We start from the raw sequence: 14148 nt of genomic DNA, 5'->3' as shown, positions 1-14148 counted from the left end.
TTAAAACGGGCAGGTATAGCTGATAAAAGGATGAAGTATTTTAAAGTTTATAGCGGGTTATGGCTATTGGTGATATTGATGGCGTGCAGCAAGGGAAAAACAGTTACCCCGACACCACCGGCTCCCCCGGTGCCTGCCTCTTTCAGTTTTAATGCGTTAAAAGTAAATGGTGTGTATAACGGTTTTACTTATGTTAATGTAAATACTAAACCGGTTATTAAAATATCATTCAACGCGCCGGTAAATCATACCTCTGTAACCGGCAGTGTGAGTTTGAAAACTAAAACAGGCACGGCAGCAACGTTTAGCACCACTTATGAAAATAATGATAGCACCATTGTTATCAACCCTGCAGCCTTGCAGCCCATAACCCAGTATGCGCTGGAAGTATCAACCGGACTGCTGTCATCAGCAAATGGTTCGCTGCAATCCAGCCTTGCTATAAAGCTGACTACCGCTATTGATTCAATAAATAAATTCCCTGTTATTTCTGATGATCAGCTACTGGATCTGGTGGAGAAACAAACCCTAAAATATTTCTGGGAATTCGGGCATCCCACCAGCGGCCTGGCGCGCGAGCGCAATACCTCGGGCGACGTTGTAACCACCGGCGGATCAGGCTTTGGCATAATGGCTATTGTTGCCGGCGTAAACCGCAGCTTTATTACACGCGCCGATGGTTTGGCCAGGATGCAAAAGATCGTATCTTTCTTAAAAAATACCGCTCAAAAGTTTCATGGTGCTTTCCCGCACTGGATGAATGGTGCCACCGGCGCAGTAGTTCCCTTTAGTGCGCAGGATGACGGTGCTGATTTGGTAGAGACCAGCTACCTAATGCAGGGGCTTTTAACTGCCCGTCAGTATTTTAACGGGGCCGGCGTTGCCGAAACCGGATTAAGAACAGATATCAATGCCATCTGGAATAATGTGGAATGGGACTGGTTCAGGCAAAACAACCAGAATACCTTGTTCTGGCACTGGAGCTCCAATTATGCATGGTCATCCAATATGCAGGTTAATGGCTGGGACGAAGCATTAATAACTTATGTTATGGCCGCGTCATCCACCACGCATACCATTCCTAAGGTTGTTTATGATAATGGCTGGGCGCTAAATGGTGCTATAAAAAACGGGAACACTTTTTACGGGGTTAAATTACCACTTGGCCCCGACGCTGGCGGCCCTTTGTTTTTTGCACAGTATTCATTTTTGGGCATCAATCCAAATGGTTTAGCTGACGCCTATGCCAGTTACGATGTGCAGAACAAGGCACACACGCAAATAAATTATAACTATTGTGTAACCAACCCTAAAGCTTACAATGGCTACAGTGCGGATTGCTGGGGATTAACCGCGAGCGATATTGAAAATGGCTATACGGCGAGTTCGCCCACTAATGATGTTGGCGTTATAGCACCCACAGCGGCAATAGCTTCGTTGCCTTACACACCAACACAATCTATGCAGGCTTTAAAATTCTTTTACTATAAACTGGGCGACAAAACCTGGGGCCAGTATGGGTTTTATGATGCATTTAATTTAAATACCACCTGGTTTGCCGACTCATACCTGGCCATTGACCAGGGGCCAATAATTGTAATGACCGAAAACTACCGGAGCGGCCTGTTGTGGAATTTATTTATGAGCTGCCCCGAAGTTAAAACGGGCATGAAGAAACTGGGCTTTACCAGCCCTAACTTATAGACGCTGAGCCGTGCGCTAAACAGGAGCGGTTTAAAAACAGCGAAGTTAAAGTGCTGCCCTTCGGCTAATGAGGCGCGATGTTATTACTGAACAAAAAACAATGAACCAAAACTAATGAAGAAACTAATACTGCCCATATTAATATTATTAACTGGTTTTGCAATGGCGCAACCGCCCGCTGCAAAAGAGGATGCGATTAAGCCCGTAGGGATCATTAAAAATCTTACCGACAGCGCCTTGCTTGATGTTGTGCAGCGGCAAACTTTCCGGTATTTCTGGGACTTTGGGCACCCCGTTAGCGGCCTTGCCCGCGAGCGGAGCAATGTGGCTTACGACTACGGAAACGAAGTGGTTACCACCGGGGGATCGGGCTTTGGAATTATGGCTATGATTGTGGCCGATCACCGTAAATGGATCACGCACGAACAGGCTGTGAACCGGATGCTGAAGATGCTGTTGTTTTTAAGCAAGGCTGATTCTTTTCACGGTGCATTTCCACATTGGCTTAACGGAACTACTGGTAAGGTAGTACCTTTTGGCCGTAAAGATGACGGTGCCGATATTGTTGAAACTTCGTACCTTTTTGAGGGGCTGCTTTGCGCCCGGCAATATTTTAACGCCGATAACCAAAAAGAGGATCGTATTCGGGGGATGATAAACGGTTTGTGGAACGACATGGAATGGAACTGGTTTACCCGTGAGGGCAGACCAAACTTATACTGGCATTGGTCGCCCAACAATGGCTGGGCCATGAACTTTGCTATCCGCGGCTTTAATGAGTGTATGATCACCTACGTGTTGGCCGAATCTGCAACCCGGTACCCGGTAAGCGCAGACATTTATCGCGATGGATGGGCGCAAAGCGATTTTTTTAAAAACGGCAATACTTATTACGGGCATAAACTGCCCCTGGGCTTTCCTTACGGCGGCCCGCTTTTCTTTTCGCAATACACTTTCCAGGCGCTTAACCCAAAAGGTTTAAAGGATGATTATGCCGACTATTGGGAGCAGAATTTAAATCACACCCTGATTAACCATGATTATTGCGTTGATAACCCTAAAAAATTTAAAGGTTATGGCGAAAACTGCTGGGGATTAACCGCAAGTGATAATTTTGAAGGTTATAATGCCCATGCCCCAAATAACGACCTCGGCGTGATCACACCTACAGCAGCCTTATCGGCGTTTCCTTATACACCGGAATATTCGATGAAGGCACTGCGTCATTTTTATTATGATTTGGGCGATAAGATCTGGGGTGAATATGGTTTTACAGATGCATTCAGCGAATCGCATAATTGGTATGCAAAATCGTATCTTGCCATTGACCAGGGGCCGATTGTGGTAATGATTGAAAATCACCGCAGCGGCTTAATCTGGAACTTATTTATGAGCTGTCCGGAGGTGAAGAACGGTTTGAAAAAACTTAACTTCCAAAGCCCGGCGCTGAACTAATTATAAAAAGAATTTTTGTTATCCTGCGCGTGAGCGAAGGATCTTATGCTATGGACAGGTATGCTCTTTACCTGTCCATAGTTAAGGTACGATGTATAAGATTCTTCGAGCGTTCAGCATTACAAAATATTTGAACCAAAATGAAAAAGTATCTCATTTGCTTTACCATTTGCCTGTTACTGGCAGCTACGTCATCAATCGCGCAGCAAAAACAAAAAACCTACTGTAACCCGATAAACATTGATTACGGTTATACCCCCATTCCCAACTTCGCGACACAAGGAAAACACCGCGCCACAGCCGACCCGGTTATAACCATGTATAAAGGTGATTATTACCTGTTCTCCACCAACCAATGGGGTTACTGGTGGAGCCACGATATGTACCACTGGAATTTTATCTTCCGGCATTTTTTAAGGCCTGAACACAAGGTTTATGATGATTTGTGTGCGCCTGCAGTTTTTGTACGTGGCGATACGCTGATGGTATTTGGTTCCACTTATTCGGCAAATTTCCCTATCTGGATGAGTACCAACCCGAAAGCTAACGAATGGAAAGAAGCTATCCACGAGTTTGAGCCGGGTGGATGGGACCCCGATTTTTTCAGCGACGATGATGGTAAACTGTATATGTACAATGGCAGCAGCAACACTTATCCATTGTATGGTGCCGAGATAGATCCTAAAACTTTTCATTTAAAAGCCTATCGCAAAGAAATGTATTTCCTGCAGCCGTTCCGTTATGGCTGGCAGCGTTTCGGTGAATACCTGGACGATACCTTCCTCGACCCCTTTATTGAAGGTGCCTGGATGACCAAAAACAATGGCAAATATTATTTGCAATATGGCGCCCCCGGCACCGAGTTTAGCGGCTATGCCGATGGGGTAGTGGTGGGCGATAGTCCGTTGGGGCCCTTTACGCCGCAAAGTATGCCGTTTAGCTATAAACCCGGCGGTTTTGCCCGGGGTGCGGGCCATGGCAGCACCTATACTGATGCATGGGGTAATTACTGGCACATAGCTACTATTGTTATTGGCGTTAAGAATAGTTTTGAACGCAGACTTGGGATCTGGCCTACCGGGTTTGATAACGATGGGGTAATGTACAGCAATACCGCGTTTGGCGATTACCCTACCTATTTGCCCGATGGAAAAGAAGACCATTTAAAAAGCCGCTTTACCGGCTGGATGCTGCTGAACTATAACAAACCGGTTTGGGTTTCTTCAACGCTGGGTGGTTACATGCCAAATAATGCTGTTGATGAAAGCATAAAAACCTACTGGAGTGCCAAAACTGGGAATGCCGGCGAGTGGATAACCAGCGACCTTGGTAACGAAAGCACCGTAAACGCCATCCAGATAAACTATGCTGATCAGGATGCAACCATCCTGGGTAAATCAACCGACACTTATACCCAATACAAGCTGTTTTACTCTTCTGACAATAAAAAATGGAAGATGCTTACAGATAAGAGCCGGAATAAAACAGATGTACCGCATGATTATATTGAATTGCCTCAACCTATAAAGGCACGTTACATTAAACTGGAAAATGTGCACATGCCAACCGGCAAATTTGCCATTAGCGGTTTACGGGTATTTGGAAACGGGGGAGGGGCCAGGCCGGATACCGTGCAGGGCTTTATAGTATTACGTACTGAAAAAGATAAACGCAGCGCCTGGATAAAATGGCAAACTGTTGATAACGCTTTTGCCTACAATATATACACCGGAACAGCGCCCGATAAGCTTTATAACTGCATCATGATCCACACCGCTAACGAGTATTACTTTAAAGCGATGGATAAAGAAAAGCCCTATTATTTTCAGATAGAAGCCATTAATGAAAACGGCGTATCAGAACGGACTAAGGTTATGAAAGTAGAGTAATGTATTGATAAATACGTGTGGCATTGTAGATAGTAACGAAGCCACACGGCTCATTTTCAGGATAAAAGTAATTATTTACCGAAACCTATTATTAAATTTGGGATATTAGGCCACAACTATTTGCTGGTTTTAATGTTTGATACGTATGAAAAAAGCTTTTTCCCTGTCTCTGCTGCTGTTTATCTGCCTGATATTTCCGATTTTTTCAAAAGCTCAAAGCCACTCTTCATTTGATCGTGGCTCATTTATTGCAAAGGGCGATACACTGCCTTACCGCATCCTGTTCCCTCAAAACTTCGATCCGGCAAAAAAATATCCTTTAATCCTGGTGCTGCATGGCGCTGGTGAGCGCGGGAATAATAATGAATCGCAGCTGCTGTATGGCACGGGGCTGTTTTTGAAAGATACCATCCGCCAAAAATATCCTGCTATTGTGATTTATCCGCAATGCCCTGCCAACGGCTGGTGGGCCAATAATAAATTTGAGGAAGATTCCCTGACACATAAAACCAGGTTTGTTTTTACTGTTGGTGATCCGCCGATCCCCGCCATGAAGAGCCTGTTGGGGCTGATAGATCAATTTTTAGATAAGCCTTACGTTAACAAGCACCAGGTTTATATCGGTGGCCTGTCAATGGGCGGAATGGGTACCTACGAAATCATCGGGCGCCGGCCTAAATTATTTGCGGCAGCATTTGCCGTTTGCGGCGGCGATAATACCAATAACGTAAAAAAATACGCAAAAAAAGTACCGCTATGGATCTTTCATGGGCAAAAGGACAGCGTAGTTCCCTACGCACATTCTGAAGCTATTGTAGCAGCTATAAAGGAAGCTGGCGGCGAGCCGTTATATACCCTTTACCCCAACGATGACCATAACAGCTGGGATGATGCCTTCAGGGAACCATTGCTGATCCCATGGCTGTTTTCGCACAGGAAGTAAATATAAGCTAAGCGTAGTTGCTAACGAATTAACCGTGCTGCAGCTAATTACCAGTGGCATATTATTGCTCCTTAGGTTTGGGCGGAATAAACCTCGGCTTGTAAGCAGGTTTCTTTTCGGTGTTTTCCGTTGCAGCAGGGGTGTCATCCGCAGCAGGGGTTTCCTCTTTAATTTCAGCTTTCGGTTTTGGCGGTACAAACCGGGGTTTGTAGGCCGGTTTTACTGGTACGCTTTCAGCGGACTGTGGGGCAGCAGCATTTTCAGCAGGTGTACTTTCTTCGGCTCCTGCTTTTGGCTTCATTTTAAACCTTGGTACAAAGCCGGCAGGTTTTGCGGCTGCGTTCTCGGCAGCGGGTAATGTAGCTTCAACTGAAGAAGGCAATTCTTCCTTTTTGTCGTCTGTAACTGGTTTTGGCGGTGAAGATGCCCTGAATTTTGGCGTAAAACCGATTTTAGGCGATGTAGCAGCTGCGGGTGTTTCTTCGCTCTTTTTATCTTCAACCGCTGGCAAGGGTGCCGCGGCAGCTTTGAACCTCGGCGTAAAACCCACTTTGGGAGTGGCTGCTAATGCGGGTGTTTCCGTTAAACTATCTGTAATGGTTTGTTCGGCCAGCGGATTGGCAATCTGCGGCTTTTCGGTTTTAACTTCAGGCGCCAGCGGGAATTGCCGCCTTGTTTTATTGAACCAGTATTTTTTGGTGTGATCAAAGCTTTTTTCGCCCATTTGCCCGAAATGATTTTTAAATTCATTAAACAAACCCGGCTCTGCCTTTTCCAGCGCAACAAGGTCTATTCTCTTCTTTTTAAAAAACTCATCAAAAGTCATAATTGGAACAGGCTAAAAAGAAACATCAATATCAAGCTGATTAAAATGGATGCCGTTGTCAATTTGAGTCCAGTCTTCGCGCTCCTCGTCGGTAGCGTTTAGCAGCCTGGGGAAAAAATCCAACGGAAAAACCTGCTGTTTCCCGTTGTTCTTTTCAACCAGCAGCAAGCCATTGGCAAAAGTTACCTTTACCTTTTTTTCCTGTTTACGTGAGGTGAATAGTGGCATAGTTTTAATTTGAAAATTTGGTGATGTGTTGATGATGGACTTTATCTATCAATAATGCGGCCATATTTCCAATTTGAAAACTTGATGATGTGTTGATTTGAAGATTTAAATTTCCAAACTGGCACATCTTCAAATCAAACTTACTCCGCCATGTTATGATACACCGCCTGCACGTCGTCGTCTTCTTCCAGGCGGTCAATCAGTTTCATTATATCAACAACCTGTTCTTCGGTAACTTCGTGGAATGACTGCGGTACACGCTCCAGTTTGGCCGATTTTACTTCGATGCCAATTTCTTCCAGCATCTTTTGCATCTTGCCGAAATCTTCAAAAGCGGTATGAATCACGGCAATATCGTTGCCGTTTTCATCAGCCTCAACAAAAAGATCCTCTAAACCGGCATCTATTAGTTCAAACTCAAGTTCTTCCAGGTCGCGTTCGCCGGGTTCAAACGTAAAAACAGATTTACGGCTGAAAATAAAATCAAGCGAGCCGGTTTTACCCAAAGCTCCGCCATATTTGGTAAAGTAGCTGCGCACGTTGGCAACAGTACGATTGGTATTGTCAGTAGCTGTTTCAACCAATACGGCAACGCCATAAGGCGCATAGCCTTCGTAAACCAGCTCTTCGTAATCTTTTTCATCACGACTGATTGCGCGTTTAATAGCCGCTTCAACCCGGTCCTTCGGCATGTTAACGGCCTTGGAGTTTTGAACAGCCGTTCTTAAGCGCGAGTTGGTGTTGATATCGCCACCACCGGCTTTCACCGCCATTACAATTTCTTTTCCCAAACGGGTAAACTGCACCGCCATTTTGGCCCAGCGCTTAAATTTTCTTTCTTTACGGAATTCGAATGCTCTTCCCATTGTTTTAGTTGTCCATGGTCCATGGTTGATAGACCATAGCAAAAATTTCTTTCGACTATGGTCTATCGACTATGGACACTGCGAATATAATATTTGTTTTTAAAACCTTTTGTCTTTCAGCTTTAACCTTTCACCTCAAATAATAGTCTTCAAATTCACCAGCATATCCGCTGTCATCTTTGCCAGGTCAAATTCCAGCTGCCAGCCCCAATCTTTTTGGGCATAGCTGTCATCTATTGATTTTGGCCAGCTGTCAGCAATTGCCTGGCGCGGGTCGCTGTCAACATAACTCATCTCAAAATTGGGGATATGCTTTTTAATTTCATCAGCCAGTTGCTCAGGGTTAAAGCTGATGCCGCCCAGGTTATAGGACGAGCGGATGCTCAATGTATCTGCCGGGGCATCCATAAGGGTAATAGTTGCCCTTATCGCATCGTCCATATACATCATAGGCAAAGCAGTGCCTGCCGATAGAAAGCTTTCGTATTTGCCTGTTTTTAATGCTTCGTGAAAAATATGCACTGCATAATCAGTAGTGCCGCCGCCCGGGTTTGCGCGCCAGCCTATCAGCCCCGGATAGCGGATACTCCGTACATCCAGCCCGTATTTTTCAAAGTAGTATTCGCACCAGCGCTCGCCGGCAAGCTTGCTGAAACCGTAAACGGTATTAGGGTCCATTACGCAATACTGCGGCGTGTCATGCTGCGGCGAATGCGGCCCGAAAACCGCAATGCTGCTTGGCCAAAAAACTTTGGCCACTTTAAATTCTACCGCAAAATCAAGTACTGACAGTAAGCCGGTCATGTTAAGGTCCCAGGCCACTTTAGGTTTTTGTTCGCCTACGGCAGATAATATAGCGGCAAGTAAATACACCTGCGTTGGGCGGTGTTTCTCAAAAATATGGTGAAGGTTGTCCCTGTCCAGCACGTTGGCTATTTCATAAGGCCCGCTGTTGCGGATGGCGTATGCCGGGCTTTTAATATCCGAAGCTATAACCGCTTCTGCACCGTGAATATTTCTTAATGCTTTTACCAGTTCGGTGCCTATTTGCCCGTTTGCCCCAATGATCAGGATCTTTTCACTCATACAATTGCCAGTTAAACGGCAAAGGTAAAAATTTGTATGAATTTAGAAGTTGATTAGGTTGGATTAAGTTGATTAAGTAAATGGTTAATGAGGTAAAATAGCTGTTGCAAAACAAACTTAATCCGGGTAAGTCAACTTAACCTGGTTCAGCCAATCATCCCCAGTAAAAAGGTAGGCAAACAGGATTATCAAGTCAAAAAAAAATCACATCTTTGTCTAATTTTTAATTATTTAATAACAAATAAAACAAATGAAAGTCGCAGTAGTAGGTGCTACCGGTTTGGTAGGCACTAAAATGTTGCAGGTTCTTGAAGAACGCAACTTCCCCGTTACAGAATTAATCCCCGTAGCTTCAGAAAAAAGTGTTGGTAAGGAAATCACTTTTAAGGGTAAGCAATATAAGGTGGTTTCTGTTGAGGATGCGATAAAACAGAAGCCCGACGTTGCCATATTTTCGGCAGGCGGGAGCACTTCTTTAAGCCAGGCGCCGCTATTTGCAGCTGCCGGAACAACCGTTATCGATAATTCATCAGCGTGGCGCATGGACCCTACCAAGAAACTGGTAGTGCCCGAAGTTAATGCCGATGTATTAACTGCTGAAGATAAGATCATAGCAAACCCAAATTGCTCAACCATCCAAATGGTAGTGGCCTTAAAGCCATTGCACGATAAATATAAAATAAAAAGGGTAGTGGTATCAACCTACCAGAGCGTTACCGGCACCGGTGTAAAGGCCGTGGATCAGTTGTTTAATGAGCGTAACGGTATTGACGGCCCTAAGGTATATCCTTACACCATCGACCTGAACGTTATCCCGCAGATTGATGTATTTACAGAAAATGGTTACACCAAAGAGGAAATGAAAATGATCCTGGAGACCAAAAAGATCATGGGCGACGACAGCATCCAGGTAACTGCTACTACGGTACGCATCCCGGTGATGGGTGGTCACTCAGAATCTGTAAATATTGAGTTTTTGCATGATTTTGATTTGAGCGAAGTCCGTGAGCTGCTGGCGAATTCGCCGGGCATTGTTGTAGTTGACGATATAGCCAACCTGAAATACCCGATGCCGCTGGATGCGCACGACAAAGACGATGTTTTTGTAGGCCGTTTGCGCCGCGACGAAAGCCAGGAAAAAACCCTAAACTGCTGGATAGTATCAGATAACCTGCGTAAAGGTGCTGCTACCAATGCTGTGCAGATAGCAGAGTATCTGGCGGCGAAGCATTTGATTGGCGCGGTAGCAGAGGTTAGTTAATTGGAGACTGGAGATTAGTTTTCTATTCTTTGAGATATAAATGATAGGGATGATCGGGAGATTATCCCTATTTTTATTTAGGGACTTTTCTAAACTGAAGCCCTTGAATCGTACAAGAATCGAAATACATTATAACTTTCTTTTATACTGTTTCCTTATCTTTGAAGCCATGATCTCCTTTGCTCACCGTGTTTTTATGGAAGTTGCTGCCAATTTGAGTTTCTCAAAGGCGGCGCAGGTGCTGTTTGTAACGCAACCTGCCATCAGCAAGCACATCAAGGCGCTGGAAGATCAGTATAAAGTACCGCTTTTTGAGCGCAAGGGAAACAGTATTTCGCTCACCGGGGCCGGCCAAAAGCTCAACGAATACTTGCAGCAGGCCACCGAAATTGAGCGTAAAATTGAATATGACCTCTCGGTATTGAGCAGTCTTTCACAGGCTGCCGGGCATTTGCGGCTTGGGGCCAGCACTACTATTGCCCTGTATATTTTACCCTCTATCCTGTCCGGCTTTCAGCGGGAGTATGCCAATGTAGATGTACAGCTGGTAAACCGCAATTCGGAATATATTTTAAATGCCCTGCTGAACCACGAGGTGGACATTGGCATCATAGAGGTGGATAACAAACTGACCACAGTATCTTATACACCATTTATGAGCGATGAGGTGATCCCGGTATGTTCGGCTAAGAGTTCGCTGGCGGGGAAATCGTTAACATTAAAGCAGTTTATTAAAACCCCGCTTGCGCTGCGCGAACGCGGATCGGGAACTTTAAACGCCTTACTCAAATCCTTATCGCTGGTGCACATCAAGCCTGCGGACCTGTCTGTTAAGATCCGTTTGGGCGGTACCGAAGCATTGAAGAACTTCCTGCTGGCCGATCAGTGTCTCGGCTTTATGCCCCGCCCGTCCATCATTCGCGAACTTAAAGAAGGCGACCTGGTTGAAGTGCCCGTTGATGGTTTAAAAATAACCCGCGATTTCTTTTTCATCCGCCGCAAAGGCACCGAAGATTATGGATTGACAGGTAATTTTATCAATTATGCGCTGCAGCAAATCAGGGGGTAATTTGGACCGGAATTTAGAGATTTTAAGGATTAGCCCGACGCCAGCCGAGCGATAAGGAATCACTAAAATCCTTTAATCCCATAAATCATGGTTCAGACAACCTCGCCATGGCAATTCTGACTTTCCTAAAACCATTTCCGCTACCACTTGTAATTATATATAGATTAATTTACATAATTAAAAATCAATAAATATATATACTATGTAAACTTTAAGTGGGAAAAAAGTTGTGATTCTTACCGAAGAAGGATTTGAACAGGTAGAACTTACCAGCCCCAAAGCAGCGCTGGAGGCAGCGGGCGCTACGGTACACGTAGTATCACCAAAGAGCGGCAAAGTTAAAGCATGGGACCAAACCAATTGGGGGATAGAAGTTAACGTTGACCGGCAATTAAGCGATGTTAGTCCGGATGATTACGATGCACTGGTATTACCCGGCGGCGTTTTAAACCCTGACAAACTGCGTCAAAATAAAGAAGCGGTGGCTTTTGTATCGGCATTTTTAGATGAGGGTAAGCCGGTTGCAGCTATTTGCCACGGGCCGCAAATGCTCATAGAAACCGGTATGATAGGTGGCAGGACATTAACCTCGTTCCCATCCCTTAAAACCGACCTTAAAAATGCAGGGGCGCACTGGATAGATGAGGAAGTGGTTTCAGATCATGGTCTTGTTATCAGCCGTACGCCAGCCGATCTTGAAGCTTTCAACAAAAAAATGATAGAAGAGATTGCCGAAGGCGTTCATGCATGATGATAACCTCGTAAATAGTTGAAAGGGTTTGTTGGGGAGGGTTATTTTCCAACCGCTAACAAACCTTTCAACTACTACTTACTTAACTAATTTCCCCAATATCCCGGCAGCAACCGGGTCCGTAGGTTCGTAGGCGTTTGACAGCACTACGATGGCTATATTTTTTTCTGCGTTGAAAGCCAAAAAGCTGTTGCTGCCATAGGTACCACCGTTGTGAAAATAATAATTTATTCCATTTACCACCATGGTATGCCAGCCCAGGCCAATTTTTACATCCCTGTTGAACGTAATTTGGTGGGTTAGCTCAATGGCTTTTGAAAGCGAATCTTTACCGGGATGCATGTTAGCGCTGGCATATTTTAGCAAATCATTTAAAGTGGACCGCAGCGCACCGCAAGGGGCTAAAACGTCAAAATCCCATGCAAGGGTGGGTTGCCCGTTTGAATTGTAAACCGATACAAAACGCGGCGACAGTAAAGGATTTAAATATTGCGAAGTACTGAGCATTCCCAGCGGTCGCGTTATTATTTCGCCAACCATCTGCTCAAACGTTTTTCCGCTTACATATTGCAAAATACTACCCAGCAGGCCTACGCCCAAATTTGAATAAGCATACTTTTCGCCTGGCTTGCTGTTAAGCCTGCAGGTTTTTAAATAACTGTACATTAACTGCTTGGTATAATCCTTATACGGATTAAACTGATCGGTCATGTAGTCTTTTAAATTATCCGGAACGCTGACTAACCCGGAGGTATGGTTGATGAGGTTAAGCAGTGTAATACCTTTAAGCGACTGGTTAACCGCTACCGAGTCGGGTAGGTATAGCGTTATCGGGTCGCTTAGTTTAACTTTTCCCTCGTTTACATACCAGGCCAGCAGGGTTGCCGTAAAGGTTTTGGTAATGGAGCCAATCTCGAAAAAGCTATCCGGGTTTGGTAATTTACCGGTACCCTTTTTTGATTCGCCATATTGATAGATCTTTGTTTGCCCGTCCTTAATAATGCCGATGCACAAGCCAACCGTATTCGCTTTTTGAATGTAGGTGCGGGCAACGGTATCCACTTTTCGGTCCGTTTCGCTAAACATGGGGTTAGTGGTGGCTACCAGCGCAGTTTTGTTGCTTACAGGTTCGGTGTAAGGTTTAAAAATAAAAGTCTCTAATTTATTTTTCTGATCAACGCTGATAAAAATCTGTAGTTTGGTACTGGCGAAATTAACTTTGTAGGTAGCCAGGCTGTTGTTCACAAAGCTCACCAGCGATGTTTCCTTCATTTCACCAAGCGGAAATAGCTGTTTTACCGCAATGTCGCTAAACGCAGTTATGCTGATCTCCTCCTGAAAGGCATTACCCGACAGATTGTAAATGGCATCAGCATTTTTTTCGTTAAAGTACTTTTTTACCAGCGTAAATACCGAATCAACCTTTTTTTGTTGCAGGCTTTGTGCTGATACGGTTAATGACATGGCGGAAAATAAAAGAATGATAATTGCAGACCTCATAAAATATTGATTCCTAATATAACGGTCTTATATTGAATTTAATGCAGGGGATTAGTTAAGCGGATAAATTTTCGTTCGTTATAGATCCATAAAAGCCGGTAAAATACAGTTCCGCCTATTGTGCCGGCTATATAGGTGTAGCCAATAAAATTAAGCATATGGGAGGGCTCGTCTGAAACATATTTGATCATGTTTTTAATAATGAACATAGCAGCAATGCTTATAATCCCACATAACACAAATCCAAAGAACACGCCCCCGTAAACCAGGGAGAATTTTATCAGCCCTTTTTTTCGGGTTTCCTCCCAGCTTTTAACAAAAGCTATATTTCTAATATCTACTTTTGTTAATCCTCTTAGCCTTAGCTTTTTCCGTTCTTCAATATTGGTTTTGCTTTTCTCGTTATCAGCCGCGTAGCCAAGCAAGTACAACGCAACAATAGTTAATGAAAATGTATGCTTACTGAAATAAACATCGTATAAAAATGCAAATACAGAGCAGGTAACAATTAAATCGAAACGATGTTTTTTTATAAAGCTTAATACCGTTTCCATTGCAAATTAATGTTGT

The 14148-nt window shown here is 44.4% G+C and carries 13 protein-coding genes; 7 read left to right on the top strand and 6 right to left on the bottom strand.

Features of this window, described 5'->3' with window-relative positions; all coding sequences use genetic code 11:
• The first annotated feature begins 30 nt into the window (after positions 1 to 30).
• The 4 genes from MuYL_RS18205 to MuYL_RS18190 all read left to right on the top strand — a co-directional run bounded on the left by MuYL_RS18205 (position 31) and on the right by MuYL_RS18190 (position 5991).
• On the top strand, positions 31 to 1704 hold the full coding sequence (locus MuYL_RS18205; protein WP_094571913.1) for a glucoamylase family protein: 1674 nt from the start codon (positions 31 to 33) through the stop codon (positions 1702 to 1704).
• A gap of 114 nt (positions 1705 to 1818) precedes the next feature.
• Entirely contained in the window at positions 1819 to 3159 is a 1341-nt protein-coding gene (locus MuYL_RS18200; RefSeq protein WP_094571912.1) for a glucoamylase family protein, read from the top strand.
• Between the two features lie 140 nt (positions 3160 to 3299).
• On the top strand, positions 3300 to 5048 hold the full coding sequence (locus MuYL_RS18195) for a family 43 glycosylhydrolase (RefSeq protein ID WP_094571911.1): 1749 nt from the start codon (positions 3300 to 3302) through the stop codon (positions 5046 to 5048).
• Between the two features lie 145 nt (positions 5049 to 5193).
• Positions 5194 to 5991, top strand: coding sequence for a carboxylesterase family protein (locus MuYL_RS18190; RefSeq protein ID WP_094571910.1), 798 nt, complete (start codon positions 5194 to 5196; stop codon positions 5989 to 5991).
• Between the two features lie 61 nt (positions 5992 to 6052).
• On the opposite strand, the gene MuYL_RS18185 is transcribed toward MuYL_RS18190, so the two are convergent.
• The 4 genes from MuYL_RS18185 to MuYL_RS18170 all read right to left on the bottom strand — a co-directional run bounded on the left by MuYL_RS18185 (position 6053) and on the right by MuYL_RS18170 (position 8997).
• Positions 6053 to 6817, bottom strand: a complete 765-nt coding sequence (locus tag MuYL_RS18185) for a hypothetical protein (protein WP_094571909.1) — start codon at positions 6815 to 6817, stop codon at positions 6053 to 6055.
• A gap of 12 nt (positions 6818 to 6829) precedes the next feature.
• Complete coding sequence (locus tag MuYL_RS18180) at positions 6830 to 7045, bottom strand: DUF2442 domain-containing protein (protein ID WP_094571908.1); 216 nt, start codon at positions 7043 to 7045, stop codon at positions 6830 to 6832.
• Between the two features lie 140 nt (positions 7046 to 7185).
• On the bottom strand, positions 7186 to 7911 hold the full coding sequence (locus MuYL_RS18175; protein WP_094571907.1) for a YebC/PmpR family DNA-binding transcriptional regulator: 726 nt from the start codon (positions 7909 to 7911) through the stop codon (positions 7186 to 7188).
• 135 nt (positions 7912 to 8046) lie between these two features.
• Complete coding sequence (locus MuYL_RS18170) at positions 8047 to 8997, bottom strand: NAD-dependent epimerase/dehydratase family protein (RefSeq protein WP_094571906.1); 951 nt, start codon at positions 8995 to 8997, stop codon at positions 8047 to 8049.
• A 250-nt stretch (positions 8998 to 9247) separates the two neighbouring features.
• Between MuYL_RS18170 and MuYL_RS18165 the strand changes: the two genes are divergently transcribed.
• The 3 genes from MuYL_RS18165 (at position 9248) to MuYL_RS18155 (ending at position 12078) form a co-directional block, all read left to right on the top strand.
• Positions 9248 to 10258, top strand: a complete 1011-nt coding sequence (locus MuYL_RS18165; protein WP_094571905.1) for an aspartate-semialdehyde dehydrogenase — start codon at positions 9248 to 9250, stop codon at positions 10256 to 10258.
• A 169-nt stretch (positions 10259 to 10427) separates the two neighbouring features.
• Positions 10428 to 11327 carry a LysR substrate-binding domain-containing protein gene (locus MuYL_RS18160; RefSeq protein ID WP_094571904.1) on the top strand — a complete coding sequence of 300 codons (900 nt, stop codon included), beginning with the start codon at positions 10428 to 10430 and terminating at the stop codon, positions 11325 to 11327.
• Positions 11328 to 11556: 229 nt separating this feature from the next.
• Positions 11557 to 12078, top strand: coding sequence for a type 1 glutamine amidotransferase domain-containing protein (locus MuYL_RS18155; RefSeq protein ID WP_170309766.1), 522 nt, complete (start codon positions 11557 to 11559; stop codon positions 12076 to 12078).
• A gap of 78 nt (positions 12079 to 12156) precedes the next feature.
• Here the strand turns inward: MuYL_RS18155 and MuYL_RS18150 are convergent, their stop codons facing one another.
• Together MuYL_RS18150 and MuYL_RS18145 are read right to left on the bottom strand one after the other, a co-directional pair.
• Positions 12157 to 13578 carry a serine hydrolase domain-containing protein gene (locus MuYL_RS18150; protein ID WP_094571903.1) on the bottom strand — a complete coding sequence of 474 codons (1422 nt, stop codon included), beginning with the start codon at positions 13576 to 13578 and terminating at the stop codon, positions 12157 to 12159.
• A 38-nt stretch (positions 13579 to 13616) separates the two neighbouring features.
• Positions 13617 to 14132 (bottom strand): hypothetical protein, encoded by a 516-nt coding sequence (locus MuYL_RS18145; RefSeq protein WP_094571902.1) that lies wholly within the window; start codon positions 14130 to 14132, stop codon positions 13617 to 13619.
• Positions 14133 to 14148: the final 16 nt, after the last annotated feature.

Origin of the sequence: Mucilaginibacter xinganensis, from assembly GCF_002257585.1 — a bacterium.
Lineage (GTDB): Bacteria > Bacteroidota > Bacteroidia > Sphingobacteriales > Sphingobacteriaceae > Mucilaginibacter > Mucilaginibacter xinganensis.
The sequence above is the reverse complement of the archived record's forward strand: the minus strand, read 5'-3'. Positions and strand labels throughout refer to the sequence as shown.